Source organism: Paractinoplanes globisporus DSM 43857 (assembly GCF_000379645.1).
Classification (GTDB): Bacteria; Actinomycetota; Actinomycetes; order Mycobacteriales; family Micromonosporaceae; genus Actinoplanes; species Actinoplanes globisporus.
Genome location: NZ_KB903318.1, coordinates 19743 through 45323 on the forward strand (window position 1 = coordinate 19743; position 25581 = coordinate 45323).

Here is a 25581-nt window from a genome sequence, read left to right on the forward strand (position 1 = left end):
CATCGGCCGGTTCCGCTGGACGTCACGTGCTCATCCAGCACAGCCTGAGCTTCGATGAAAAGCTGCTCGGCCGATATCGCGTAGTACGTGCTCTGCGTCATCCCCACCTCCCGCTCCGTTCGACAAACACGCCGGTCTGCAACTCGCCCGTCGCCCGGGTTTACGGAGATGTGCCTCATGTGAGGCAGCGGCCCGTACGCGTTCGTCTGTTGTCGATCAGCGCGGACACGGGAACAGCGATTCGGATCGCCGCTGCTCGCGCCCCTTTCGAGCACCAGACTGCCGGGGGTGGACCCCCGGAACGAAGCCGACAGACGTAAGCCGTTGTCAGCCAACAAACCGATTGGGGTACGCCTGACCGGGTGCGTGCGGCTAGCGTGCGCACATGACCGCGGAACCGAAGCGAGCCAGTGAATGGACGATCCATGGAGAACGTGTTGTCGACGACACCAGACGGGCAGTGTTGAGCATCGCCGATGTCGAGCTACCCGACGGGGTGCGGTTCGAGCAGTACGTGCTTCGAGTGCCGAGCGCGGCGATGGTAATCGTTGTCGATGACGACGAACGCGTCCTGATGATGTGGCGTCATCGCTTTATCGTGAATCGCTGGGTCTGGGAGCTACCTGGCGGCTATTTGGACCCCGCCGAGGATCCCGCGATGTGCGCCGCACGAGAGACCGAGGAGGAAACCGGCTGGCGGCCCCGCAGCATGGAGAAACTGGTCAGTTTCCAGCCGATGGTCGGAACCATCGATCAGGAAAACGTCGTCTTCCTCGCGCGGGGCGCGGACTTCACCGGGGCAGCGCCTGACGTCAACGAGGCGGAACGGGTCAATTGGATTCCGCTCAGCGAAATCCAGGACCTCATTGAAGACGGCTCCATCGTTGGCGCCGGGTCGATATCCGGGTTCCTGGCGGTCCAGCTCCTCAAGGCACAGGGAAAGCTCTAGCTGTCCGTCGAGGTCGACCGCACCCGATCAACGAACTCTCGGACGGGCGGGAGGCCGACATGCCGGCCGAGGCGGTTGGCCAAGTCCCGCAAGTAATCTCTTGCTCGTGCCGAGCTGAGCCCTTCAGCCGCGTCGGCGGCCTGGATGCCGACGCGGCTGGCCTCTTCTAGTTCGCCGGTCTGGGCGTGCGTCAGAGCGAGTAGTGCCAGGTTGAACTGCCGACCACGGGCATAGTGTTTGCCGTCCATGTCGAGTGAGCGAGCGGCGAACCGCTGCGCAATATCGCCACGTCCGAGACTGGCAAAGCAGTGACCGAACTTCGCCGCAAGATAGGCCTCATCGAAGTAGCCGATCCACTGGGGATCACGCGACCGATCGGCCTTGTCAAACAGCTTTTCTGCCCGATCCAACGCCACCGCGCACGCCAGCTCATCCCCGCTAACAGCGTGACCCTGTGCTTCGAGAACCGCCGATTCGGCCTGGATCGCTGGAATGCCTACCTCGGCGGCCGACCGACTGGCGGCCCGGGCCAGGTCGACGGCCTCGGCTGATGAGCCCTTGTAGGCAGCCTGATGGCTCATCGCAGCCAAGATCTCTGCGCCCAGAGCGCGATCACCGGCCCCAGCCGAGAACCGCAACGCCTGCACAAGATACCGCTGCGCAAGGCCATGCATCCCAGTGTCATAAGACGTCCACGCGGCCAACTGCGTGGTCTCAGCTACCGCAGCCAACAGAGCCCGCCCGGTCGCAGCGTCGAATCGACCGTTTATGAGTTCGGTAACGTCGCCATCCAGGAAGCGAACGACGCTTTCTCGGACATGGCCGCCGCCGAACTGATTATCCAGCCCTCTGAACGTCGATGTAACGCGCCGTACCATCTCGATATCAGGCGGCCCCACCGTCTTTGTGCCGTCGCCTACCGGCCGCTCATCGAGCGTTGACATCAGCCAGCGCATTGCCGGAGGCATGAATGCTGCCGCACTGAATCCGGCACCTCGCAGTAAGACTCGCCGCCGCATATCGCCTCGCCAAAGATTCGCGGCGACTCCTATGCCGTGTCGCCAACTCGCGGCGAACTCTAGACCGGCAGGCTGGCCAGCCGTCACAGTTCCGCACTCGACAGGCGGTATTGCGTCGTCGGCTGACAAATCGGCGACTAGAGAGGACAGCTCGCCGGCAGCATCCAGAGCGTTATCGAGAAGGAGCACCACAGCGACGCTCGGGCGTTTTGTCCCGGATTCCAAATCCCATAGATATCCGTGCGAGCAATGGACAATCTTGCCCAGCCGCCGGAGGGACATCCCCTTGCTCTGGCGGAGTTCCTTCAGCCGACCAGCAAAACTTGGATCGACTTCGACCGAACGTCGCGACACGGCATCGCTCCCAGGGTTTGACCCAACGCGGCTGTTGTTCCTCCACCGGCTCGCACACCTGGGTTGACGTTACCTCTCAAGCATCGACGTAGCTGCGACCACGACCGTCGGACCTTGTCGGCTGACACCGGTCCACGGCAGTCGGCATGGACCGCGAGAGCGGCTTTGATCTGCTCAGTTGATCGACCCGACTCCGCCCCGACGGGGCATTGAGCGCGGTAGGTCACGAACTCATCCCGGCGCGCTGGCACCTGCTGGGATCCGGGGGCGCTCTGCTAGCCTTCTTCGAACGCATGTACGCCGAGTGTTCGCAGTGATGACCTACTCGTGACCGTGACGTTCGGCGCGTTGAGTGGTGCCCTGACCAGCTCCAGACAAGGATGGGCGGGTGGCAACGGTGACCGCGTTTGCATCCTCGGACAGTCCTGAGTTGAGGAAAGCGCGCGGAGCGTTCTTCACCCCGCAAGGCCTATGCGATTATGTGACAAAGTGGGCGATACGCGAGGCCAGCGACGTCGTTCTTGAGCCATCTTGCGGACACGCTGACTTCCTGTTGTCGGCGGGGCGACGCCTTGCTTCGCTTGGCCCCGCGCGTAGCGCGATCGAGCCGCCACTCCATGGCGTGGAGCTGCACGAGCACAGCGCCTCCCGAGCTACCGAGTTCCTGGCAGCGAATGGCTACCCGGCGCGCATTGTCACCTCGGACTTCTTCAAAGTCGATCCGACGCCAATCTACGACGCCGTAGTGGGCAATCCGCCATATATCCGATATCAAGGCTTCACCGGTGCCTCGCGCCGCTTGTCCCAAGAAGCCGCTCTGCGTGCGGGAGTGCCATTAACTAACCTAGCTTCGTCGTGGGCGGCGTTCACGGTTCATGCCGCTCTCTTCCTCAAGCCTGGTGGCCGATTGGGACTTGTCCTGCCGGCCGAGCTGCTAACGGTGAATTACGCGGCTGAGGTTCGGCGGTTTCTCATCAGTCGGTTCCGCAAGATACGGCTTGTGATGTTCACAGAGCGCGTTTTTCCGGACGTATCGGCCGAGGTTGTACTCCTCATGGCTGAGGGATTCAATGACGGACCAGCTGCGCTTTGTGAGATGTACCAGGCTCGGAACATTGCTGATCTAGATCGCGCCGTAGCGCGCCCATGGCAACCGGACTCAGACGGCGGCCGATGGTCCGGAGGCTTACTCTCCGCTCAAGGTCTAGAAGCGTATCTCGGATCTAGTACGTCGAACGATTTCGGCGTCCTGGAGGACTGGGGTGATGTCACGCTCGGGATGGTGACCGGAAACAATAAATACTTTACGCTGTCGCCTACGAGGGTTGCTCAACTAGGCCTGTCCTCCGACGACATCATGCCGCTTTCGCCTCCCGGATCCCGGCATCTTCGCGGCCTTGTCTACACAAAGGCGTTCCACGAATCACTATCTGTGGACGATTTGGCCACGTGGCTATTTCGCCCCGGCTCTGAGCCTTCGGCAGCGGCCTGGGAATACATCAGACACGGCGAAAACCTTAAAGTTCATACTGCGTACAAATGCCGTGTGCGATCGCCGTGGTGGCGAGTTCCCCTTGTCCCGCGGCCCGATCTATTCGTTACTTACATGAACGCAGACACGCCGCGTCTCTGCACCAACCGTGCGCGTGTCCACAACCTGAATTCAGTCCACGGCCTCTATCTCAAGCCGAGCCATCTCAGGGCAGGCCAGGAGTTGCTATCGATAGCGTCGCTCAATTCTGTGACGCTTGTAGGCGCAGAAACCGTGGGCCGCCCGTATGGTGGCGGGATTCTCAAGCTCGAGCCAAAGGAAGCTGACCGCCTACCGATTCCTGCATTGGAGGTTGTGCAGAAGAGCAAGGAGAAGCTAGCTGCTATCCGTCCGCAAGTAGCGGCTCGCCTGCGTACGCCTGGTGGATTGCAGGAAGCAGTAAGACTGGTGGACAATGCTCTACTTGTGGACACCCTCGGCATGACCAGAAGCCGAGTCCGCACCCTACGCGAGACTTATGCTCAGCTATCTCAGCGCCGCATCGCACGAGGGAGGCCGGCGCGTGTCGCGGATTGATCAGGTGCTTGACGAGGCCTTCAAGGCTCTCGGTCCCAAACCGGCGGATAGTGCACCACAGGCTACGAAGCGCAAGTACTCCGAAGATATGTCGGCAGCTATAGCGCTCGCGCTCGGTGACGAGTTGCGGGATCGAGGTATGCGGGAAGCCCGTCCCGCCGGTCCCGGTGAAGTCGCTGGCGCATCAGGAGCCGAACGGCGCCTAGCTGGTGGCATCGGAGCGAAGAAGGTCGATGTAACTTGGGCCACGGAGGAGTCCGGGCTACTGCTCGGCATGTCGGTAAAGACGATTTCTTTCAAAGACGGCAATACCAAAAATTATCAGAAGAACCTAACGAACCGGCGTGGCGACATGCTGATGGAGGCGGTCACATTGCACCGCCGATTTCCGTACGCCGTCCTGGTCGCTCTGCTCTTCCTAGATAAAGGCGCACGGGACGACGGAACCGAGAAACGGAAGTCGACTTTCGAGAACGCATTCCCCAGGCTTCGACTCTTTACTGGTCGGTCAGATCCAGCCGGGCGAGATGAACAGTTCGAGCGCTTCTATGTGCTACTTGTCGACGCTAACCCGTTCAAGCCGAACTTGGAGTGCTACCACGTCAGCGACTCCACTACTCAGGTGAATTTGGGAGATGCGCTGGACGAGATCGTTGAGCTCATAGCTGAGCGAAACTTCGATCTTTATGAGGCCAACGAAGGCAAGATCCGCAAGTCATAGCCTCCTGGTGACGACCCCTCACCAGGCCATCAAAGAGACGGGACTACGAGACCACCACTTGGTGCCTCCCGTGTGTGCCCGGAGTGTGCCCGGACGTCCCTGGACGGACCGACACAACGGATCATGCGGTAACCGGAGTGGGGGTGCCCACCTGGACAGATAGGCACCCTTCCGGACGACGGATCATTCGCGATCACGCGTCATGTGGGACTTTTAATCCTTAGGTTCGGGGTTCGAGTCCCCGGCGGCCCACGGTATTTGCCTGGGGGCGACCCCCAGACCCCACGGTGCGATGGTCGCCCTTTCCGGCGGACGTGGCCGCTTTGTCAGCCCGCGGAGGTAGTCCGCGGTCTCCTCCTGGTTGTTGTAGACGGCCCAGCCCATGGGCGTCCGGTCGGGCGGGGCAAATCCTCCTTGGGTGCCCTCGTCCACGGCTTCAGCGGTGAGATCGGCGCCCAACTCCACGAGGAGCCGGGCCAGGGGCAGGTTGCCGAGCAGGGCCGCTACATGCAGCGGCGAGCCCCTGGGGTCGTTGACGGGGAAGCCATGTCCGGCGAGTAGCCGCACGGCGTCGGGGCGATCGAGGATGGCGGCCTCGATCATCGGTTCCACCGTCTTGACCGCTGGTATTTGGCCGGCCGTCACCAGCCGGTCCACCGCGGGCCTGTCGCCACGCATGCAGGCGGCGATCAGCGCGTCATCCGGATCCAGGACGCTCGGTTCGGCGCCGGCCGCGGCCAGCAGGGCGGCGGCCGCTATAGCGGTTCAGCATCGCGACGTGCTCGCGCAGCCTCCGCCAGCTGGCGAAACCCGTAACGCGGGCGACCACCAGCTGGGCGTCGGCAAGGCTGAACCGGGGCCAGTCCACCGGGCCATCGGCCAGGCATGGATGCGACTCGCGGACCAGCTCGGTGAACTTCGGGCTACCCGTACGCACGCATCCCGGAGTTCCTTGGCCTGCTTGCGCAGCTGTGCCATGGACGGGTTCGGGGGCAGGAAACGCGTCTTGCTGTCGTCCATGAAAGATCGGGTGGGCTCATGACGAAGGCTCCGACCGGGATTGACCCGGCCGGAGCCTTCACGTCGAGCGATCAGTGGGTGCGGTGGATCCCGTTTGTCGGCGTGCCGTTCCGGCTACCGCCGCCAAAGGTCGATCGGCTTTGGGCTTGCGCCTGCGGCTGGGCGCCCGTGGCGCTCGCCGTGGCCGTGGGGACGAGGGTCTGGAAGGTGCCGACAACATCCACGAGTACGTCAGTCGTGCCGACGTTGTTGTAGATGCTGAACGCCTTGTTCGCGCCTAGCCCCACGATCGCGGCGTTCGCGACGGTTTGACCGGAGGACGGGTTGAGGTTGCTGACCGTGGGCCGGGTGAGACTGCTCGGCCACAGGGTCAGGAAGGTACCGGCGGTCGGCTTGACCGCGGTGACATTGAAGGCGAGTGCGTTTGCCTGCGCGAAGCTGGCGGGCGCCGCTACGGTGCCCGTGACGCCCGCCCCGAGGGAGTTCGGGTACCCCAGGCCGCTGCGGGTATCGGTGATCCGCTGCGGAGTGATCGGCTGGAACCGAAGGCCGTCGCCGGGCACTGAGTTGTCGTATACGCCAACGATGTCGACGATGAGATGGGTCGACGAACTCGCCGAGGACGTGTTCGTGTTGATCACGCCGATCATGGGAATCCCAGGGAAGCCGCTGCACCACGCCTCGAAACAAGGCGAGGTCGGGACGATGGCCATGTTGGGAACGTTGCGCCCGCTCGTGTAGTTGAGCGTCGACGTCGTCGGGAACGCGCCCGTCTGGCCGTTCCACGCCGACAGGTATCCACTGCCGTTCGGGCTGACCGCGGTGATGTTCACCGCGACTGCCCGGACGTACGGGTTGATGTCAGCACCGAAGTCAAAGCCCAGCTGGTAGTAATCGCCGTTTCCAAGCCGGCCCGCGTTGCCGTCCTCCCTGGTGTCGATCCAGCGCGTCGGCGTCGTCGTGTAGTAGTCCGCGTATGTGTCTCCGGCCGACGGAACGACGGTGCTGTCGGCCGCGTAGAAACCGACCACGTCGGCGATCACGTGCGTGGCGCCGTATTCGTTGTAGATCCGCACCTTGCCGCCCGTGCCGACTCCGACGGTCACCGAGTTGGCCCCGGTCCAGCCCTTGGCGAAGTTGATGGACGACGCGGTGGGCCGCGTGGCCCCGGTCGGGTAGACCGTCAGGAAGCTTCCCGCGGTGCTACCGGTCACGGTGACGTTCAGCACGACCGCGGACACGCCGGCAAGCGGCACGCCGCCGCGGCCCGTCACCTGCAGATCGAGGGACTTCTGAGTGCCGAGCATCGCGGCGGGCGCGCCCACGCCTTTACGCGTGTCGAGCAGCCGTGCCGGCGTGACCGCGTAGTACGCGCCCTTCGCGCCGACGCTCCCGACGAGCGACAGCGGAACGGTCTTCGACAACGTGCCGTTGTCCGACACGGTCAGCGTCGCGGTCTGCGTGCCGACCGCCGTGGCGTTCGGCACCACTCCGATCTGGCACTGCGCGCTCGGCGCCAACGTCGTGCCGGAACAGGTGTCGGTCGTTTTGATGAAGGCCTGGGCGTCGGTGCCGGTGATGGCCGCCGTACCCAGCGTGATCGACTCGCTGCTTGTCGAGGTGACCGTTACCGTGCTTACGGCTCCCGGCTCCCCCACCTTCTGGTCGCCGAACGACAACGACGCCGGTGAGATCGTCACTGGCAGGTCTTCCGCAGCGAAAGCGGGTGCACCGGCCACAGTAGACGCAACGACAACAGCTCCGATGATGACGCCATGCAGACGTCGCACGTGTTTCTCCCCCGTTAGATGGTCTTAAATGGGCAGACGCACGGTAGATCACGGCGGCGATCAAAGCAATTGCCCGAATAGACGGTTCGGCCGAGGTGAACCTGATGTTGACCCGGAGTTCAAGGCCGGGCTGCGAAAACGCGCCCAGTGAGCCTGACGAGCGGTCGTGCCCGCTCTGCGGTGATTCTTTTCTTTCCGGCGGAACGCCCTCGGAGCACCGATGCGTCCGTGGCCGCCACGATGGCCTGCAAGCTCTCAAAAATGTGTTCTCTGATGCGCGGTGCGTGCTCTACCGTGGTGATCAGCAGGAAGGCAACCTCTACCCGCCTTCCGCCGACATCAACTCGATCAGGAGCACTCCCGATGAACCGCTGGCACGCCATCACCGAGCCGCAGCTATCGCTGCCGGCCGTGATTGTTTGCGCGTTCGGGACGAAGCGACGGATCTCCGACGAGCAGCTCAGCAAGCCCACATACCGGGAGGCGCAACCCAGCGCCTGAGCCCAGCGCCCAGCGCCGAGGCCGCCTCCCGAACCCGGGAAGGCGGCCTTTCCGCTTTTCAGGAACAACTGCTTCGTCCCCCGCGCCACGCGTGTGGGCATGGACACGTCGAGACCCGTCAGGGCCTCGAACTTGAGAACTCCACAGCGGAATGGCATGAGAAACAGGGTGTGATGGGGGCCTTAGCTCAGACTTGGTAGAGCGCCGCCTCGGCAGGGCGGAGGTCGTGGGTTCGAGCCCCGCACGTTCCACCGGAAGCGATACCCGGTCCACGTCCTCGTAGCCCAACCGGCAGAGGCCCGACGTTGAGGACGTCGCCAGTGCGGGTTCGACTCCCGCCGAGGACACGAACTCTGCCCTCGCGTGACGCAGTACGGTCGCCGGCGGCCAAAGAAGAGCCGCAGGGCAGGGGTGCCGGCCGGCGTAGCTCACGTGGAAGAGCACCCATCTTGTAAATCGGAGGCAGTCGGTTCGACTCCGGCCGCCGGCTCGACGCACCACTCAGGCGGAGGAACGCCTGAGCGCAGGCGGCGCCCCGACCAGGGTCAGGCAACGCGCGGCCAGCAGATCCCGGCACCTGTCCCCGGCGGGGGACGCGATGAGGCGGGTATCAGTACCCGACAGGGGCCGGTCACGCCGACGTAGCTCACCTGGCAGAGCGCGCCGCTCGTAACGGCGAGGTACCCGGTTCAAGCCCGGGCGTCGGCTCCAGGCCCGCGTAGCCCAACTGGTAGGAGGCACCGCGTTCAGGGCGCGGACAGTGCGCGTTCGAATCGCGCCGCGGGTACGCAAGTCCTGCCGTCCCGATGTATCTGGTCGTAGCTCAGTTTGGTAGAGCGCTCGGTTTGGGGCCGAGGGGCCGCAGGTTCAAATCCTGTCGACCAGACTCACGGAGGAGTAAGCCACTACGGATATGGGCCGCGGTCCCGAATCCCACTTCCTCCGCCAACCCCCGTATAGCTCAGCGGAACGAGCGCTCCGTTCACACCGGAGAGGTCCCTGGTTCGATCCCAGGTGCGGGGACCCTGCCGAAGTTCACGAAAACTGAAGACTCGCCGGCGTGAACTTCGGCATGCTCAACGCCTCTGGCCAGGCCCAGATCCTGGAGTTCGTCGGGTTCTCGCCCCGTCAGGAGCAGGCGGGTGAACGCGAGCATGTCGATCAGCCAGCCCGGGCCGCGCCGTCGGCCGCTGCCTGCGCAGCTCGCTCGATTTTCGCGCAGTGTGTCGCGCGGGCCGCCGTGTCGATCTCCTCCTCGTACTCAGCCCTCAGCCCGGTCCGGCCGTCGAGCTGCTCACGCAGGATGTCAGCGTGGCCGGCATGCCGGGTGGTCTCCTGAAGGACGTGGATCATGACTCCGAACAGCGTGACGTCGGGCTGCGGCCACCAGGGCACGTGGCCAGGCCCGTCGATGGGAAGCTCTCCGATGGTCGCGTCCGCATGCTGCCAGGCACGCTGGTAGAAGTCGATGATCTGTTCGCGCGTCTCGTCCGTGGTCGCCCACAGGTCGCTGCCGTCCGCGTCCTGCCATCGCCCCAGCGGCTCCGGGGACGGACGACCGAAGACCTCACCGAAATACCAGGCCTCACAGGTCGCCATATGCTTCACCAAGCCCAGCAGATTGGTTCCCGTCGCCGTCAGGGGTCGCCGGATGTTGTACTCCGACAGAGCGTCGAGCTTCCAGAGCAGCGCTTCACGGATCGTCTTGAGCCGGCCGTGCAGGAAGTCCTTCGCGAAATCATCGATCATGGCGACGAGCTTGCCATGCGGCAACAACAGCGGTCAGCTGGTAGATGTCGGCCTTGTAGCGCAGCAACTTAGTCCGTCTACGTTCAGCATGATCGGCAATCCTGCATCCTTCGTGCAGAGGGCTCAGGATTCCTGAAACGGCTTCGAGGGACATTCCCTGATCGAGTGGATCGGACCTGGGCCTGGCCAGAGGCGTTGAGCATCCCGAAGTTCACGCCGACGGGCCCGGTGAAGTCCGATTTCCGCTGCGGCGCTGCCGGCAGGGGCTCGCCCGGACTCATGATCCGGGGTTGCTCGGTTCGATCCCGAGGGCAGCGACGAATACTAGGAGAAGCCAAAACTGAATGACGGGCGTGGAGAGTGGGCGAGCTGTTCTATTAGTTCGCTTCGGTGTGAGGGCCGGCGTTGGCGGGTGTGGAACCGTCGACGCCGGCCCGGGCCAACGTCTCGCCCAGCAGCGGGGCGAACTTCATCAGGTTCTCGCCGTACGTGGCTAGGACCCGGCCACAACGTACGAACTGAAGGCCGTCGCCGAGGTCGGGGTTGTGGGTGCAGTACACCTGAGCGAACGGGCGTGGCTCGACGAACGGCAGGTGCTCGGCGACGTAAGCCGTCACGGCCGCCAGCGACGCCTGTTCGGCGGCCTGCCGCGCGCTCTCCCAGGACACCAGCTCCGGGTCGATGTGGCCGCCGACCGCCCAGTGTCCTGGCGCGGCCACGTGCTGATAGGTCCCCAGCTGGCCGCCGGCCGGCTGGGTGATCCAGCACTGCAACGGCGACGGCGCATTCGGGCGGATCGGGAAGCTGAACCGGAAATGGTGTTCCAGCGCGGACGGAGTGTCGATGCCGACGCCGGCGGCCAGCGCGGATGTGCCGGCGCCGGCGCAGATCAAGACGGCGTCGAAGATGTTCGAGTCGGTGCCGGACGTGACCCGTACGCCGGGCCCGGTTTCTTCGATGGCATCGACGTGAAGCCGGCGAAGACGGGTGCCGACCGCGTCGACCAAGAAGGCGCGGACTCGGTCCACCCGGATGACACCGCCGGAGGGGTCGATCAATGCCGGACCGGCGAAGGTACCAGCCGGCAGGCGCAGCAGCGGGGATCCGGCCTCCACCAGCTCGTGGGCCGCGCCGGCGGTGGCCATCGCGTCCGCCCACGCCCCGACCTCGGCGCCGCTGACCACGGTGCCGACCTCGTCCACGAAGGTGGCGCCGGCCCGCTCGCTCCACTCGGCGAACAACGCCCGGGACCGCTCGGCCAGCATCACCATGTCGGGGTAGGCGTGCGCCAGACGGAAGATCCGGGTGTCTCCGGCGGAACGCTCACCCATCGGTTCACCGGGTTCGTAACAGTGGACGTCGACTCCCTGTCGGAGCAACGCGACCGTCGCCGACAGGCCGACGACCCCGCCACCGATGACTGCCACCTTCATGGCCGCCGACGCTATCAGCGCCTGATAGCGTCGGACCGTGGATCTTGAGCTGGGTGGGCATGTTGTTCTGGTGGTGGGCGGCACGGGGCTGATCGGGCGAGCGATCGTCGAGCGGCTTCGCGAGGAAGGAGCCACGGCGATCGCCGCCTCGCGGAGTGCCGCCGACGGCCTGTCCCTCGACGCGCGCGATCCGGACTCGGTGGCGGCGGCTCTGGACCAGGTCCTCGCGCAGTACGGCCGGCTCGACGCCCTGGTGGTCGCGGCGGCGCCGAGCGCGCGCACCCTCGATCCGTCCCGCAACGCCGATCCGGAGCAGGTCCTGAGCGCGATCGACGCGAAGGCGATGTCGTTCCTGCGACTGGCCAACGCGGCCCTACCGGTGATGAACCAAGCCGGCTACGGGCGGATCGTCGGCGTGAGCGGCCAGAACGCGTTCCTCACCGGCAACGTGACCGGCTCGGTGCGCAACGCCGCTCTGATCATCGTGGCGAAGAACCTCGCCGACGCGGCCGCCGGGTCCGGGGTCACCGTCAACACGGTCAATCCCGGCATCGTGTCGGATACCCCAATGACCCAGGTCGAGCTGGCCCGGGGTGGGGAGTCCACTCCGGAGCAGGTCGCCGACGTCGTCGCGTTCCTGGTCTCGCCGCGCGCGGCGGCGATCTCGGGCGAGTCCATCGCCGTCGGCCACCGGGTCCGTGGCGTGACGTCGATGTAGCGCGCCGCCGGCGGGGCTACTTGGTGAAAGTGAAGTAGTGGTAGGCGCCGTACGTCGTGTAGTTGAGGGCGTCGCCCGAAGTGGTGGAGATGTAGGCGGCCCGCACCCGGTACCTGACGCCCACCGAGTGGGTTCCGGTCAGCGTGTACGCGGACTTGCCGGCGCTGTTGAGGGCCAGGGTGTACGCCTTCCACGCATGCCAGGCGCCACCCGAGTAGTACTCGAGCATGAGCCGCTGCTTGCGACCCGAACCCGGGGTCATGGTCGTGGTGAAGACCGGGTTCGAGGTCTTGTGGAAGTAGTTGTAGCCGGACGCCGTCCGGTACGGCTTGGCGATCGCGGTGCTCACGTTGACCCTCGTGTAGAGCACCGACCGCACCGTCTGCGGCTCGTACCAGTTGTCACCGGCGAAGATCGCGGTCACCACGGCGTTGCGGGTCAGCGGCACGGTGATGCCCAGGTTGCCGTTGGCGTCGACGATCGTCTTGCGTACCAGATGGTTCGGCTGGTCGTTGCCGGCCGGGTCGACCCACAGCTCGACGACCCGGTTGTTGCGGGTGGTGCCGAGGTGGGCGTTCACAACAACCTTCGCGCCGTACGCGTTGACCGTGCCGTTGCGGGTCAGTGTGAGGCCGACCCAGTCGCCCTGCACGTCCTCCGGAATCCATCCGCTGGACGGAAGGTGGTCGGCGTCGCCGGCGTACGTGGCGTTCCAGACGTTCATGTCGCGGTTCGTCGGCGTGTCGGTGAAGGAGAACCGGCCCTCGGCATCGGTGGTCACGGTGGCGATCGGCCGCTTCTGCTGCTCGGCGTCGTCGCGCGTGATGGTCAGCGTGGAGCCGGCGGGCACCCCACCGGACACGACGCCGGTGAAGACGGCCTTCTCGTTCCGGTACGCGGCGTGCGGCCCGGTGAACGTGATGTGGGTGGTCACCGGCTCGTAAAGCGCCTGATAGTGGAGGGTGCCGGTGCTGGTGACGAGGAACAGCCGCTTGCCGCTCGGATCCCACACGACGCCGTTCGGCGCGATCTCGCCCGCGAGGTGGTAGGCATGCTCGCCGTCGGCCTCACGGGTGACGACGTCGGTCGCGCCGAGAGGCGTACGGCTGGCGAGGGCCGCCCGGCCGTCGGCGGCGACATCCATGGCGGTACCGACGGTGGCGGTGTACTGGCCGAGGACGCTCAGGTCGGCGCTGGAGAGCCGGAACACGCCGCTGGAGCCGCCGGCGATCACCTCGCTGCCGTCCGGGGACAGCTCGATGCTGTACAGATGGTCGACGCCGTCGATGGACGACTTCTGGGCGACCAACCGATCGGCTCCGGTCGAGACGTCATAGACGGCGACACCGCTTCCGTAGGCGACCCGGCCGTCCACGCCCAACGCGATCAGGTCCGGCGCGCCCGGGACGGCGGCGATCAGCGGGGAGTAGCTGGTGAACGGCGGAATCCCGGTGTAGCTGTGCAGCGTCACCGCCTTGCTGTCCAGGTCGACCGAGCCGAAGTTGCCGGGGTAGGTGAACCAGAGCTTCCCGCCCGCCACCACGACGTCGGACACGGCCACGCCCGCGGTGTCGTAGCGTGCGAACGCCCGCTGGGTCTCGGTGGAGAACGCGACAATCGCCCGCCAGCCCGGCACCGCCGCGTACAGCGTCTTCGAGTCGGCCGAGAGCGCAAGCCCGGACACGCCCGTCAGGCCGCCGGCCATCCGGCCTGGGAACCCGGCGGCGTACGGCGTGAACGTGACCGTGCCGTTCTTCGGGTCGGCGGCGATGAGTTGACTGTGGACACTGTCCACGGCGAGGTCGCCGAGCGAGAGCAGGCCACCGTAGAACGCATGGCTCGGGTTGGAGACGCTGGGCGGCGCCGTGTCCGCCTGAGCAACGGCCGCGCCGCCCGTCACGAGAATTCCGGCGGCGGCAACGGCGGCGAGAGCAAGACGCACGCCGAAACGCTACGGCACACGTCGACCGATGTTGATCATCCGAACGGTTGAAACGAAACCGTCCCGTCGCGACGCGGCTGCTCACCTTGGTTCGGTCGGGCGAAAGATCAATCCGTGGGTAGCTCGCGGCGCAGCACCTTGCCGGTGGCGTTGCGGGGCAACGCGTCCAGGAACACCACGTCGCGGGGGACCTGGAAGCGGGCGAGGCTCGCCTTCACGTAGTCCTTGATCACCTGAGGATCCCGGGCGGAGGAGTCGGTGGGCACGATGAAGGCGCGCAGTCGCTTGCCGAACTCCGGGTCGTCCACGCCGATCACCGCGGCCTCGACCACGTCGTCGCGCTCGGCGAGCAGGTTCTCCACTGCCACGGGATACACGTTCTCCCCGCCCGAGATGACCATGTCGTCGTCGCGGCCGTCGATGAAGAGCAGGCCCTCGTCGTCGAAGTGGCCCTGATCGCCGGTGGCCATGTAGCCGTCGATGACCTGCTTCTGCTGCCCGTCCGTGTAGCCCTCGAACGGGATGCCGGTACGCACGAACACCCGCCCGTGCGCCCCGGCCTCGGTGATCCGGCGGTCGTTCTCGTCGTAGAGGGCGACGTGCACGGTGACCGGCGGTCGGCCGACCGTCCCGGGTGCCCGGCGCGCCTCGGCCGGCTGCGCCACCGACGCGACGGCGACCTCGGTGGAGCCGTACACGTTGTAGATCACCTCACCAAACACGTCGTGGAACCGGCTCGTCAGCTCGGGCGCCAGGGCGGACCCGGCGACGAAGACGGTCTTCAGCGACGACGTGTCGTACTTGCTGATGATCTCCGGACCGAGGGCGAGGATCCGGGTGAGCATGGTGGGCACCGCGACCAGCATCTGTGCCCGGTGCTCGGCGATTGCCCGGAGGATGGCCTCGGCGTCGAAACGGCGGAGCAGCACGGCGTGGTTGGCCAGAGACAGCCCGACGGTCCAGGCGCCGAAGCCGGTGCTGTGGAACAGCGGCGAGGCGAACACCGCGGCACCCTGCCGTGGGAATGGGATCCGGTCCGCGATGAGGGCGCTGGCCAGCGGCGACACCTTCGTGCGCGGCGCACCCTTGGGCAGGCCGGTGGTGCCGCTGGTGAGGATGATGAAACCGCCCGGCCGGTCGGGCAACGGCAACGGGGTGACCGGGTGTGCCGCGATCAGCTCGTCGATGGACGGGCCGGCGGAGGAACCCCAGGTGAGGTAGCGAGGGATGTCGTCCGGCAGGCCTTCGACCAGGTCGGCGAACTCGCTGTCGTACAACACGACCCGGACCTTCTCCCGGGCCACCACCTCAGCGAACTGCTGCTTCGCCAGGCCGGTGTTCATCAGCGCCAGGCGCAGCGTGGCCCGGGCGGTGCCGCTGATCGCCAGCAACAGGCCGCGGTGGTCCCGGGCCAGGACCCCGACCACCGACCGGTCCGGCAGGCCGAGCTCCTTGAGGGCGTGGGCCAGGGCGTTGGACTGTTCGTCGAGCTCTCGGTAGGTCAGCGTGCCGCGCTCGTCGGTCACCGCCGGGGCGTCCGGACACTCGGCGGCCGCCTTCATGATCAGGGCGGCCTGCGGGCCCAGCCGGGCGTTGTTGACGGCCGCGCGCAGCAGCCGTCGCGGACGCAGCAGATTGACGATGCCGATCTGGTGCATGCGCAGGACAGCGCGTAAATGCTCGATCATTCGGAGCCCTTGTTCGAGGGGCGGCGGTCGAGTGCGAAGCGAGCAGGGATCCCCCAACAGTGTGGCGTGACCGTAAACGAGTGAGCTCGGTCACGGCAAGGGAGGCGGGCTGGGCACGAGAGAAGAATTCAGCCGGGGCGTTGCCCCGCCTTGTCCACGATGGCGATCCGCAGCAGCGCGGACTTGTAGATCACCGCACCCGGCTTCGGACGCGGTCCCGGCCAGAACTCGGCGGAGCCTTTGCCGATGTTCGGGGAGCGGACCACCTTCGCGCCGGCCAGGTCGAACTCGGCCGCGATGATGTTGTGGCCGAGGTACTGGTAGGTGGTGGGGTTGAAGACCAGCTCCTGCCGTGCGCCCGCCTCGGTGCGGGTCACCGCGACGCCGACCCGGCCGGCGGCATCGGTCGCGTTGTGGCGCAGCTGCACGCCGGGAATCCGGCTGGCGGCCAGGAAGGCGGCCTGCTGCACGGCCGGCAGATGGTTCTTGTACAGCATCTCGGCGATCTCGCTGAAGGCGCGCTGGTCGTCGGAGAGCCGGACGAATCCGGTTGGCATGCGGTCCTTGCCGGCGCCGGCGGACACCCACTCCGGCTCGGCGGCCGCGACCGAGTACACGTACGCCAGCAGGTCGTCCGCGTCGGTCGGGACGCGGCCGGGCCGATAGGCCGGCTCGGGCGTGCACGCGACCTTGGGCGTGGTCTCCGGCCGGTCGATCGTCTCGGCCTGCCGTCCGTTCTTGCAGCCGTCGAGGTGGGTACGGGTGGGCGCCTTTCCCGACCCCGCCTCCTGGGTCACCAGCCCGTCGTGGGTGCCGTCCACCGACAGCCAGGTCCGCGTGCGCAGTGGCCCGGAGACCGTGGTCCGGCCCTTCACGTCGATCCTCGACTCGACCTCGACGGAGTCGATGAACAGGAACTGGTTCGGCCGGGCGCTCATCGTCGGGGTGGCGGCCGCGTGCTGGGCCGCCAGCAGCAACACCTGCTCGGCACCGGGCGGAGTCTTCGGCGCGGCACCTGCCCCCGCCCGGGTGCCCGCTCCGGGGACGGGCGGTGCGGGGGTGGGCCGGCCACCCGGCTGTCCCGCCACCAGGACTGCCGCGACCGCTGCGGCGGCGACGGTCGGTGCACCGATCTTCCAGGCCAGGTGTACGCCACCCAGCCGGCTCAGCAGCCGCGGGCGGCCAACCGGGTGCCGCATGCCGGTCATCACCCGATGGCGGACGTCGGCCGGCGGCTGGTCCTCGGCCGGGGCCAGACTCGCCCCGAGCTCCTCGAGAATGGACAGGTCAGATCTCATCGTCGCCCCCCATGGTCGGGTCGAACTCGCTCAATACTTTGCGGACTTTGCGCCGGGCCCGATTGAGCCGGGACGCCACGGTGCCCGGCGGGATGTCCAGGGCGTCGGCCACCTCGTCGTAGCTGAGCTGCCCCCACGCCACCAGCAGCAGCACGTCGCGATCGCGCGGGGCCAGGCCGGCCAGGGCGTCGGCCAGCGGGCCCCGCGCGGCGCCGGCCGCGACCCGGGCCGCCACCTGGTCGGCCGGACCGTCCTGCACGGTTTCGTGCGTCGAGCGGGCCAGAGCCCGGTAGCGTGCCTGCTCCCGCCGCTGGTGGGCGGCCACCTCCCGGGTGAGGATGCCGAACAACCAGGGCCGGGCGTCCTGCCGGTCGAGGTCGTAGGACGCCCGCCCGCGGAACGCCGCCAGGAACGCCTCCGCCACCACATCGTCGGCGATGCCGGGACCCACCCGTTGGTACGCGTAGCGGTACAGCCGTGCGGCGTACCGGTCATAGATCAGCGCGAACCGGTCCGGATCCGCCAACGACGCGCGAATGACCGCGGCGTCCGTATCGGCGTCGGTTCCGGCCGCCGCCCGCGTCACCGCAGCCACGTCGAGCTCCTGTCGTCGGGTTACCCTCCACACCTGTCTATGCGCGAGGAGCGATTCGTCTTCATCCTCGTACGCGTCGGCCGGGCGGGTACCGCGTCGGGAGTCAGGCCGGGCGGTGGGCGCGAGCGATCAGGTCGGCGGTCTCCGCGGCGATCCGGTGACGCTGTTCAAGGGTCAAATTCCTTGTCCCGTACGCGGAGGCCATGCGCCCCTCCGTGATCAGCAAGTAGGCGAACTGGCGCGCGGCGCGGGACGGGTCGGGGACCGCCAGTAGTCCCGCCTCGTCGTAATGGCGCAGGCAGGCGGCCAGCCGCGCGTCGATGAACGGGTCGGTGCCATCGCCCCAGTGGGCGCTCAGCTCGGGATGGTTACCGATCTCGGCGATGGTGAGCCGGTGCAGCGCGGCCACCGTCGGGGACAGGGCCGCGGCCAGGATCTGCTCGCCTACCCGGGTCAGGCCCTCAACCGGATCGTCGGGCAGGGCAGCGTCGAGCTCGGCGGGCGCCTCCGGCGTGGCGGACCGGGCGGCGGCGACGGCGGCCAGGAACAGGGCCTGCTTGTCGCCGAAGTGGCGGTAGACGGTCTGCTTGCCCACGCCGGCGACCGCGGCGATCTCGTCGACGCTGGCCGCGTAGCCCGAGTGCAGGAACGCCTCGGTCGCCGCCTCGAGAATCGCCTGTCGCTTCGCCTGGTTGGGGACGCCGGTCACAAGCGTCATCCTACGCCATCTCTAGACGAGACCGTCTCGTCTCGCTATGGTCGAACACAAGACGAGACCGTCTCGTCTTGTAATGCGAGGGAGAACGCCATGGATGCGGACGTTGTCGTGGTCGGCGCCGGGCCGGTGGGATTGCTGCTGGCGGCCGAGCTGGCCCTCGCGGGCGTGCGGCCGATCGTGCTGGAACGCCTGGACGAGCCGAGCCACCAGCCCAAGGCGCGGGGCATCGGCCCACTCGCCGCCGAGGCGCTCCGCCGTCGCGGGCTCGGGCCCGACCTCGACCGCGAACACGCGGACGGCCTGCGCAAACTCGAGCGTGAGCACGGCACGACCCGGGCGCACTTCGCCTGGATCCACAAGATCGACGCGGACGCGGCCGACCCGGGCCGGCGCGGGGCGCTGATCGGGCAGCCGGCGCTCGAGGCTCTGCTGCGCCGACGGCTGGACGAGCTCGGCGTCAAGGTGCTGTTCGGCCACGCCGTGACCGGGCTCAAGAACGAGTCGGCCCAGGTCACCCTCACCGTCGAGTCGGCGGCGGGCTCGCGGGAGGTCGTCACCGGGTACGCCGTCGGCTGCGATGGCGGTCGGAGCACCGTACGCAAGCTGGGGGAATTTGATTTTCCGGGAACGCCGCCGTCGATGACCGTCCGATTCGCGCGCGGTCATGTCGAGGGCGCGCTTCCGGCGCCCGGCCGGCTGCCGAAGGGGACGCTTCAGTACGGGGACGGGATGGTGGCGACCTACGACTTCGAGGACACTTTCGACCGATCGGCGCCGCTGGACGCCGACGACATGCGGGCCAGCGTCCGCCGGGTCACCGGGGTCGACGTCGAGATCTCCGACTTCGCGGGCGGGCTCCGGTTCACCGATCAGGCCCGGCAGGCCGCGACCTACCGGCGGGGACGCACGCTGCTGGCCGGGGACGCCGCACATGTCCACTCGCCGAGCGGCGGGCAGGGGCTCAACCTCGGCCTGATGGACGCCATGAACCTCGGCTGGAAGCTGGCGGCCGCGGTGCGGGGGGACGACCGGCTGCTCGACAGCTATACCGCCGAGCGGCACCCGGTCGGCGCGGCCGTGCTGCGTAACACCCGGGCGCAGTCGGCGCTGCTCGCCCCCGGGCCGCAGGTGGACGCACTGCGCGACGTGTTCAGCGACCTCATGGACCTGCCGGAGGTCAACCGCTATCTGAGCCGGCTGATCTCCGGGGTGACGATCCGCTACGACCTGCCCTACGCGACAACCCATCCGATGGCCGGCCTGGCCTGCCCGCCGCTGATCGTCGACGGGGTGCCGCTGGAGGAGCTCACCACAAGTGGCCGGCCGCTGCTGCTGCACCCGGAGGCCAAGGCGATCGGTGACGACCGCGTCGACGCCGTCGTGGCGCACGACCTCGGCGACGACCGCCTGGCCGCCGTCCTGCTACGCCCGGACGGAGTGATCGCCGGCGCCGGCCTCGACGACGACCTCCGCAGCGCCATCAAAGCGTGGTTCTGAGACGCGTTCCGGCCGGAGCACGGCCAGCACCAGCAGGCCGGCCGTCAGATAGCCGGCGCCCTGGACCGCGATCACCGGGACGATGCCGATGTGCGCGGGCAGGGCGCCGGCCAGGCCGATGCCGATGAGCATGGCGGCGGCCTGGAGCGCGGTGATCGCCCCGAAGACGCGGCCGCGATGCGAGTCGGAGGTGGCCGTCTGGAAGACCGTGGTCAGGCCGGCCAGAGTCAGCGCCGACGGCAGCCCGACCAGCACCATGATGATCGGAGCCGGCCAGACCACGCCGGCCGCCAGGGGATAGAGGAACAGCGCCAGATCGAGCAGGCCGAAGACGACCGCGCCCGCGCCCAGCAGCAGACGCGGCGGGAAGCGGTGGCCGATCAGGGTGGCCACCATGCCGCCGGCCAGGCCGCCGATCGCCTGTGCCGCCATGATCGTGCCGTACGCCTCGTTGCCGCCGTGCAGCACGTCGCGGACGAACGGGGCCATCAGCGTCATCATGATCGCCTCGCCGACGCCGGTGATCAGTGCGAAGGCCATCAGCGTGCGCAGCGTGCGGTCGGTGAGCGTGATCCGCGTACCCTCGCGCCACTGGCCGGCCAGGCGCGGCGCCGCCGCCGAACCGCCCGCCCGGACCACCCGGTGCCGGATCAGCGTCAGCAGGGCGGCGGCCACCGCGAAGGTGGCCGCGTCGGCCAGGGTGATCAGCCGGATGCCCCCGGTCGCGGCCAGCACGCCGCCCAGGGCCGCGCCGGTCAGCCGGGCCACGTCGCGGGCCTGCCCGTTCATCGCGTTCGCCGTGATCAGATCCTTTTCCGGTACGAGGGCGGGCACCAGCGCGGCCTCGGCCGAGGCGAAACAGACGGCGAGCGCGCTCTGCACGGCGGCCACCGCGTACACGATCGGGGCCCGGCCCGGGTGATCGACCAGCAGCAGCGGAAGCAGGGTGACCGCGAGCAGCAGGTTGCAGACGATCATCGTGCGGCGGCGGTCCCACCGGTCGGCGAGCACGCCCGCGAACGAGCCGAGCGTCACCTTCGGCAGCAGCGACGCGAGGACCATCGCGGCCGACGCCAGTGTCGATCCGGTCAGGACATAGACCTGGTACGCGAGGCCGGCGCCGAGGATCCAGTCGCCGGTGAACGAGACGAAGTTGGCCGCGAGCAGCAGGCGGTAGTCGCGGTTGCGGATCACGCGCATCTCAGCCCCCGCTCGCGGTCGGCCGCAGCGGGACGGCGATGAACGTGACGTCGACCGGCATCGCGCCGGCGGGCCGGGCGGCCGCGTCGCCGAGCGGCCGCCGCCGGACCAGCGGGGTGATCAGCTCGTCCCACGCCCGGTGAAGCTCGGCCATCTCGTCGAGGGTCAGGTAGACCAGGTTTTGCGAGATGCCGGTGTGCTCGGTCCACCCCGGATCCTCCTCGGCGCGGCGCTGCTGCCAGTCGGCGAACTGGGCGCCGGTGCGCTCGATCAGGAAGCGTTCGAGCGCCTCGGCGGCCTCCCAGGCCTCCTCCGGATCATCGGAGCTCTCCGGCTCGAACGCGTTCGACGTGTGAGTGACCCGCCAGGGCCGCTCGCGGTTGTCGCCGGCGTCGGCGTGCTCGACGTAGCCGTATTTCGCGAGCTGGCGCAGGTGGTGGGAGGCGAGGGCCTGGCTGACGCCGAGCTGGCGTGCGGCGTCGGCCGCGGTGATCGGGCCGTCGCGCCCGACGAGGGCGTGCAGCTTGAGCCGGAGCGGATGGGCGAGGGCGCGCAGGGCGAGCGGATCGCCGATGACCCGGCGCCCCTCCGATTCCAAAGACATGCTTGGAATGCTCCGCCCGGCCCGTCTCGATGTCAAGCAGTTGTTTGGAATCCCGGTCGAGCCGCGCATCGAACGAGTTAGCCGGATCGGGCAAATCCGGCCTCAGCGGTGGGTATTCGCTGGTCAACGCGGCGATGGGCGGGAAGGATCGGACTGGCCGCACGGGGGCGGCCGTCGAGAACGGAGCGGGCATTGGACTACGCCGCCGAGCAACTCAGCGCGGGATTCCGCGCGATGACCCTGCTGACCGGGTACATCCGGCGGGGTGGCCGGCCGGCCGCGGTCGCGCCGACGATCCCGCTGCGTCCCGGCGAAAGGCAGTACGGCTGGTTCCCGGTGATCGTGGACGGCGAGCGGCGGGTCGCCGTCATCACCAACCGGCGGCTGATCGCCGGCGAGGAGTACGACCTGGGCCGGATCGAGCGGGTGCGCCCGGTGCCCGGTGAATGGTCGGTCGAGCTGACCGTGCGCGATCACGGCCGGCTGGTGCTCGGCGGACCGTGGGTGCCGTGGCTGAGCGTGGTGATCTGCGCCGAGCTCTACGGCACGGCGAGCCCGCCGGCCGCGATCCCGATGCAGCGTTTGATCAAGAGCGACCGAACACCACGAAAAAAGCTGATGGCGACCATAGACCGGCCCGCGCGCGGACTGCGACGCTAAGCGATGTGTATGACTACGACCTGTTGGTGCTGGGCTCCGGGCCCAGTGGGCAGAAAGCCGCGATCGCGGCATCCAAGCTGGGCCGCCGCGTCGCAATAGTCGATCGCCGCGACATGATCGGCGGCGTCTGCATCAACACGGGCACGGTGCCGTCCAAGACACTGCGCGAGGCCGTCCTCTACCTGACTGGCCTGAGCCAGCGTGACCTGTACGGCTCGAGCTACCGCGTCAAGGACGAGATCACCGTCTCCGACCTGGCGGCCCGCACCCAGCACGTGATCAGCCGGCAGACCGACGTCATCCGCAACCAGCTCTCCCGCAACCACGTCCAGATGATCACGGGCATCGGCCGGTTCGCCGACGCGCACTCGATCTACGTCGACGGTGGAAGCGGCCGGGAAAACAAGGTGACGGCCGACAAGATCATCATCGCGGCCGGGACCCGGCCCGCGCGTCCGGACAGCGTGGACTTCGACGACCGTACGATCGTCGACTCGGACGGGGTGATCAACCTCCAGGCCGTGCCGCGCAGCATGGTGGTGGTCGGCGCCGGCGTGATCGGCATGGAGTATGCCTCGATGTTCGCCGCCCTCGGCACCAAGGTCACCGTGGTCGAGCGCCGCGAGCAGATGCTCGACTTCTGCGACGACGAGATCATCGAGTCGCTGAAATACCATCTGCGCGATCTGAGCGTGACGTTCCGCTTCGGCGAGGAAGTGGCCGCGGTCGAAAGGCACCAGACCGCCGCGCTGTGCATCCTCAAGAGCGGGAAGAAGATCGTCGCCGACACGGTCATGTACTCGGCCGGCCGGCAAGGCCAGACCGACGACCTCAACCTCGAGGCGGCCGGGCTCGCCGCCGACCACCGCGGCCGCATCGAGGTCGACGGCAACTACCGCACCGCGGTCGAGAACATCTACGCCGTCGGAGACGTGATCGGCTTCCCGGCGCTCGCCTCCACCTCGATGGAGCAGGGCCGCCTGGCCGCCCATCACGCGTGCGGCGAGCCGGTGCGCGAGATCGGCCAGCTCCAGCCGATCGGCATCTACACGATTCCCGAGATCAGCTTCGTCGGTAAGACCGAGGACGAGCTGACCGACTCGGCGACGCCGTTCGAGGTGGGCATCGCGCGGTACCGCGAGCTCGCCCGGGGGCAGATCGTCGGCGACTCGTACGGCATGCTCAAGCTGCTGGTCGCCCCCGAGGACGGCAAGCTGCTCGGCGTGCACGTCTTCGGCACCGGCGCCACCGAGATCGTCCACATCGGCCAGGCCGTGATGGGCTGCGGCGGCACGGTCGACTACCTGGTCGACGCGGTCTTCAACTACCCGACGCTGTCGGAGGCGTACAAGGTGGCGGCCCTCGACGCGTCCAACAAGATCCGCAACATCACCCGGATCGACGGCTGATTCGCAAGACCTAGGAGCTGTAGACCCAGACCTTCGTCTTCAGCGGGAGCTTGTCGGTCGCCCAGATCCAGTTGATGGCCGCGTTCGACACCCGGGCGCAGCCGTGCGAGGCCGGGTAGCCCGGGATGCTGGGCGACCCGTGCACGGCGATGCCGCCGTTGAAGTACTTCGGGCGGAACAGGTCGCCGAGCGGGCCGTGCCGCACGCCGTCGATCTGGCGGCTGACCTTGAAGTGGCCGGTCGGAGTGTCGGCCAGGTAGGTCTGACCCTGGTAGACGTAGTGCTCGTTCGACCCGGTCGAGGTGTTGAGCGTGGCCACGACCTGGCCGTCCTTGACGAACATCAGCAGCTGCTTCTTCAGATTGATCTCGACGAGGTAGCCGCTGCCGGCCTTGGACTTGGCCGTCGGGCGGACGCCCGCGTCGAGAGCCTTCTGGGTCTTGGGGCCGACCGTGCCGTCCCGGCCGATGCCGGCCGCCTTCTGGATGGCGAGGACCGCCTGCTGGGTCGTGCCGCCGAACTTGCCGTCGGCCTTGCCGTTCCAGTACCCGAGGTCGGTGAGCCGCTGCTGCAGCGCGAGGACGGCCGGACCCTTCGAGCCGATCTTGAGCTTCTCCGGCGGCGCGGTCTTGGTGGGCGTTGGCGTCGCCGTCGGCGACGTCGTGGGGGTCGCGCTGGGTGACTCACTCACGCTGGGTGATGGCTCCGCCGATGGCTGTACGGAGGGAGCTTGTGCCCCGGTCTGGGAGGAATCGTCCGGACCGCACCCGGCGAGCAGAGTGATCGTCGCCGCGGCCGCAACCGCGAGCGTCAAAGCCTTGCGCACCATGCGCTCCTCCCGTCCCACCAGAGGATCATTGCCGAAAATGTCTCACCATGACCAGTGGATCGCGAATGAGATCCTTTCGCATCCCCATCGTGACCGACCGTGGCAAGGGCCCGTGCGGATCGAACGAGTGGTGGACGCGGTCGCGAAAAAGAGTCAAGTACCCTTCGCTTATGTCATGGATGGCCAGCGCGCGGCACGGCGTCCGCGAAGCCCCCGGCGGGCTCGCGCTCGTCCAGGAGTTGCTGAACACGCGGGCCACCATGCATTACGGCGCTGACCTGCTGCTCAACCCCGACGACGCCCAGCGCTGGCTGACCGAGGCACTGGGCACCTGGTCGCGGGTCTCCGGCCTGCCGGCCCCCACGCTGCTGATCTCGTCGAACGACATGCGCTCGCTGCGCCGCCTGCGCACCACCTTCGAGAATGTGATCCTCACCGCCGGCTCGGAAGGGCTCGGCGGCGCGCTGCCGCCCGCCGACGTGCCGGTCAGCCTCGTGCCCGACGCCGACGGCTGGGTGCGCATGGTCCCGACCGGCCGGGGCACCCGCTGGCTGGCCTCCGCACTCTGGGCCGAGGCGCTGCTGGCCCAGCAGGCCGGCCTGTGGGCCCGGCTCAAGCTCTGTCACAACGGCGACTGCCGGGCCGCGTTCTTCGACACCTCGCGGAACAACAGCGGCGTCTGGCACGACGTCTCCACCTGCGGGAACACCGCCAACCTCCGGGCTTTCCGGGAGCGCAAGCGGCTGCTCGGCGGCAGCGGGGGCCAGCCGCAGCTGCCCGGACCGCCCCCGAGCCTGCGCTGACCCGCCCACCTTCGGG

General features: G+C 67.7%; 22 protein-coding genes and 7 tRNA genes. 16 read left to right on the forward strand and 13 right to left on the reverse strand.

Features of this window, described 5'->3' with window-relative positions; translation table 11 throughout:
• Positions 1-385 precede the first annotated feature (385 nt).
• A complete protein-coding gene (locus tag A3CQ_RS0132095; RefSeq protein WP_026206429.1) occupies positions 386-949 on the forward strand; it encodes an NUDIX hydrolase in 564 nt (187 codons plus the stop codon).
• Here A3CQ_RS0132095 and A3CQ_RS0132100 read toward each other — a convergent pair.
• Positions 946-2322: a helix-turn-helix domain-containing protein gene (locus A3CQ_RS0132100; RefSeq protein WP_157296633.1), complete on the reverse strand. Its 1377-nt coding sequence runs from the start codon at positions 2320-2322 to the stop codon at positions 946-948. The two genes, A3CQ_RS0132095 and A3CQ_RS0132100, sit on opposite strands and share 4 nt — an antisense overlap.
• 388 nt (positions 2323-2710) lie before the next feature.
• On the opposite strand from A3CQ_RS0132100, the gene A3CQ_RS59540 reads away from it, so the two are divergent.
• From A3CQ_RS59540 to A3CQ_RS61195, 3 genes are all read left to right on the forward strand, one after another.
• A complete protein-coding gene (locus A3CQ_RS59540) occupies positions 2711-4390 on the forward strand; it encodes an N-6 DNA methylase (RefSeq protein ID WP_211216722.1) in 1680 nt (559 codons plus the stop codon).
• Positions 4377-5111: a hypothetical protein gene (locus tag A3CQ_RS0132105; protein ID WP_211216723.1), complete on the forward strand. Its 735-nt coding sequence runs from the start codon at positions 4377-4379 to the stop codon at positions 5109-5111. The genes A3CQ_RS59540 and A3CQ_RS0132105 overlap by 14 nt, the downstream gene beginning before the upstream one ends.
• Before the next feature lie 139 nt (positions 5112-5250).
• A tRNA-Ser gene (locus A3CQ_RS61195) sits at positions 5251-5363 on the forward strand.
• Here A3CQ_RS61195 and A3CQ_RS0132110 read toward each other — a convergent pair.
• On the reverse strand, positions 5325-5870 hold the full coding sequence (locus tag A3CQ_RS0132110) for an ankyrin repeat domain-containing protein (protein ID WP_342663711.1): 546 nt from the start codon (positions 5868-5870) through the stop codon (positions 5325-5327). The genes A3CQ_RS61195 and A3CQ_RS0132110 overlap by 39 nt on opposite strands.
• A gap of 332 nt (positions 5871-6202) precedes the next feature.
• Positions 6203-7921, reverse strand: a complete 1719-nt coding sequence (locus A3CQ_RS0132115; protein WP_157296637.1) for a choice-of-anchor D domain-containing protein — start codon at positions 7919-7921, stop codon at positions 6203-6205.
• Between the two features lie 363 nt (positions 7922-8284).
• Here A3CQ_RS0132115 and A3CQ_RS61200 point away from each other — a divergent pair, with 363 nt between their 5' ends.
• The 7 genes from A3CQ_RS61200 to A3CQ_RS0132155 all read left to right on the forward strand — a co-directional run bounded on the left by A3CQ_RS61200 (position 8285) and on the right by A3CQ_RS0132155 (position 9445).
• Positions 8285-8422 carry a hypothetical protein gene (locus A3CQ_RS61200; protein WP_020515059.1) on the forward strand — a complete coding sequence of 46 codons (138 nt, stop codon included), beginning with the start codon at positions 8285-8287 and terminating at the stop codon, positions 8420-8422.
• A 273-nt stretch (positions 8423-8695) separates the two neighbouring features.
• Positions 8696-8769 (forward strand) — tRNA-Leu (locus A3CQ_RS0132130).
• 70 nt (positions 8770-8839) lie between these two features.
• Positions 8840-8912, forward strand: a tRNA-Thr gene (locus A3CQ_RS0132135).
• Between the two features lie 145 nt (positions 8913-9057).
• A tRNA-Thr gene (locus A3CQ_RS0132140) sits at positions 9058-9133 on the forward strand.
• A 1-nt stretch (position 9134) separates the two neighbouring features.
• Positions 9135-9209 (forward strand) — tRNA-Leu (locus A3CQ_RS0132145).
• Between the two features lie 25 nt (positions 9210-9234).
• Positions 9235-9308, forward strand: a tRNA-Pro gene (locus A3CQ_RS0132150).
• Between the two features lie 64 nt (positions 9309-9372).
• A tRNA-Val gene (locus tag A3CQ_RS0132155) sits at positions 9373-9445 on the forward strand.
• Positions 9446-9583: 138 nt separating this feature from the next.
• Here A3CQ_RS0132155 and A3CQ_RS0132160 read toward each other — a convergent pair.
• Both A3CQ_RS0132160 and A3CQ_RS0132165 read right to left on the reverse strand, forming a co-directional pair.
• Complete coding sequence (locus tag A3CQ_RS0132160; RefSeq protein ID WP_026206432.1) at positions 9584-10171, reverse strand: DinB family protein; 588 nt, start codon at positions 10169-10171, stop codon at positions 9584-9586.
• Between the two features lie 377 nt (positions 10172-10548).
• Complete coding sequence (locus A3CQ_RS0132165) at positions 10549-11604, reverse strand: FAD-dependent oxidoreductase (RefSeq protein ID WP_020515061.1); 1056 nt, start codon at positions 11602-11604, stop codon at positions 10549-10551.
• Between the two features lie 37 nt (positions 11605-11641).
• Here A3CQ_RS0132165 and A3CQ_RS0132170 point away from each other — a divergent pair, with 37 nt between their 5' ends.
• Positions 11642-12322, forward strand: coding sequence for an SDR family NAD(P)-dependent oxidoreductase (locus tag A3CQ_RS0132170; protein WP_026206433.1), 681 nt, complete (start codon positions 11642-11644; stop codon positions 12320-12322).
• Positions 12323-12338: 16 nt separating this feature from the next.
• Here the strand turns inward: A3CQ_RS0132170 and A3CQ_RS0132175 are convergent, their stop codons facing one another.
• From A3CQ_RS0132175 to A3CQ_RS0132195, 5 genes are all read right to left on the reverse strand, one after another.
• Positions 12339-14264 carry a YncE family protein gene (locus tag A3CQ_RS0132175; RefSeq protein ID WP_020515063.1) on the reverse strand — a complete coding sequence of 642 codons (1926 nt, stop codon included), beginning with the start codon at positions 14262-14264 and terminating at the stop codon, positions 12339-12341.
• Between the two features lie 107 nt (positions 14265-14371).
• On the reverse strand, positions 14372-15952 hold the full coding sequence (locus A3CQ_RS0132180) for an acyl-CoA synthetase (protein WP_026206435.1): 1581 nt from the start codon (positions 15950-15952) through the stop codon (positions 14372-14374).
• 128 nt (positions 15953-16080) lie between these two features.
• Positions 16081-17250, reverse strand: a complete 1170-nt coding sequence (locus A3CQ_RS0132185) for a CU044_5270 family protein (protein ID WP_020515065.1) — start codon at positions 17248-17250, stop codon at positions 16081-16083.
• Positions 17240-17836, reverse strand: coding sequence for an RNA polymerase sigma factor (locus A3CQ_RS0132190; RefSeq protein WP_020515066.1), 597 nt, complete (start codon positions 17834-17836; stop codon positions 17240-17242). The genes A3CQ_RS0132185 and A3CQ_RS0132190 overlap by 11 nt, the downstream gene beginning before the upstream one ends.
• Before the next feature lie 112 nt (positions 17837-17948).
• The gene (locus A3CQ_RS0132195; protein ID WP_026206436.1) at positions 17949-18563 is read right to left on the reverse strand and encodes a TetR/AcrR family transcriptional regulator; all 615 of its coding nucleotides are present in this window, start codon (positions 18561-18563) and stop codon (positions 17949-17951) included.
• A gap of 90 nt (positions 18564-18653) precedes the next feature.
• Between A3CQ_RS0132195 and A3CQ_RS0132200 the strand changes: the two genes are divergently transcribed.
• Positions 18654-20060 carry an FAD-dependent monooxygenase gene (locus tag A3CQ_RS0132200; RefSeq protein ID WP_020515068.1) on the forward strand — a complete coding sequence of 469 codons (1407 nt, stop codon included), beginning with the start codon at positions 18654-18656 and terminating at the stop codon, positions 20058-20060.
• Here A3CQ_RS0132200 and A3CQ_RS0132205 read toward each other — a convergent pair.
• A complete protein-coding gene (locus A3CQ_RS0132205; RefSeq protein WP_020515069.1) occupies positions 19986-21260 on the reverse strand; it encodes an MFS transporter in 1275 nt (424 codons plus the stop codon). The two genes, A3CQ_RS0132200 and A3CQ_RS0132205, sit on opposite strands and share 75 nt — an antisense overlap.
• A gap of 1 nt (position 21261) precedes the next feature.
• On the reverse strand, positions 21262-21864 hold the full coding sequence (locus A3CQ_RS0132210) for a winged helix-turn-helix domain-containing protein (protein ID WP_026206437.1): 603 nt from the start codon (positions 21862-21864) through the stop codon (positions 21262-21264).
• Positions 21865-22056: 192 nt separating this feature from the next.
• Here A3CQ_RS0132210 and A3CQ_RS0132215 point away from each other — a divergent pair, with 192 nt between their 5' ends.
• Positions 22057-22524 (forward strand): hypothetical protein, encoded by a 468-nt coding sequence (locus A3CQ_RS0132215; protein WP_020515071.1) that lies wholly within the window; start codon positions 22057-22059, stop codon positions 22522-22524.
• 5 nt (positions 22525-22529) lie between these two features.
• On the forward strand, positions 22530-23933 hold the full coding sequence (gene sthA / locus A3CQ_RS0132220) for a Si-specific NAD(P)(+) transhydrogenase (protein WP_020515072.1): 1404 nt from the start codon (positions 22530-22532) through the stop codon (positions 23931-23933).
• Between the two features lie 10 nt (positions 23934-23943).
• Here sthA and A3CQ_RS0132225 read toward each other — a convergent pair whose 3' ends face one another.
• Positions 23944-24624: a L,D-transpeptidase family protein gene (locus A3CQ_RS0132225; RefSeq protein ID WP_020515073.1), complete on the reverse strand. Its 681-nt coding sequence runs from the start codon at positions 24622-24624 to the stop codon at positions 23944-23946.
• A 308-nt stretch (positions 24625-24932) separates the two neighbouring features.
• On the opposite strand from A3CQ_RS0132225, the gene A3CQ_RS0132230 reads away from it, so the two are divergent.
• Positions 24933-25565 carry a CGNR zinc finger domain-containing protein gene (locus A3CQ_RS0132230; protein WP_026206438.1) on the forward strand — a complete coding sequence of 211 codons (633 nt, stop codon included), beginning with the start codon at positions 24933-24935 and terminating at the stop codon, positions 25563-25565.
• The last annotated feature ends 16 nt before the right edge of the window (positions 25566-25581 follow it).

Coding starts and splice junctions, on each gene's coding strand:
- A3CQ_RS0132180 (WP_026206435.1), bottom strand. CDS start 15,952: ATGATCGAGCATTTACGCGCTGTCCTGCGCATGCACCAGATCGGCATC.
- A3CQ_RS0132210 (WP_026206437.1), bottom strand. CDS start 21,864: ATGTCTTTGGAATCGGAGGGGCGCCGGGTCATCGGCGATCCGCTCGCC.
- A3CQ_RS0132205 (WP_020515069.1), bottom strand. CDS start 21,260: ATGCGCGTGATCCGCAACCGCGACTACCGCCTGCTGCTCGCGGCCAAC.
- A3CQ_RS0132200 (WP_020515068.1), top strand. CDS start 18,654: ATGGATGCGGACGTTGTCGTGGTCGGCGCCGGGCCGGTGGGATTGCTG.
- A3CQ_RS0132165 (WP_020515061.1), bottom strand. CDS start 11,604: ATGAAGGTGGCAGTCATCGGTGGCGGGGTCGTCGGCCTGTCGGCGACG.
- A3CQ_RS61200 (WP_020515059.1), top strand. CDS start 8,285: ATGAACCGCTGGCACGCCATCACCGAGCCGCAGCTATCGCTGCCGGCC.
- A3CQ_RS0132095 (WP_026206429.1), top strand. CDS start 386: ATGACCGCGGAACCGAAGCGAGCCAGTGAATGGACGATCCATGGAGAA.
- A3CQ_RS0132230 (WP_026206438.1), top strand. CDS start 24,933: ATGTCATGGATGGCCAGCGCGCGGCACGGCGTCCGCGAAGCCCCCGGC.
- A3CQ_RS0132195 (WP_026206436.1), bottom strand. CDS start 18,563: ATGACGCTTGTGACCGGCGTCCCCAACCAGGCGAAGCGACAGGCGATT.
- A3CQ_RS0132185 (WP_020515065.1), bottom strand. CDS start 17,250: ATGAGATCTGACCTGTCCATTCTCGAGGAGCTCGGGGCGAGTCTGGCC.
- A3CQ_RS0132160 (WP_026206432.1), bottom strand. CDS start 10,171: ATGATCGATGATTTCGCGAAGGACTTCCTGCACGGCCGGCTCAAGACG.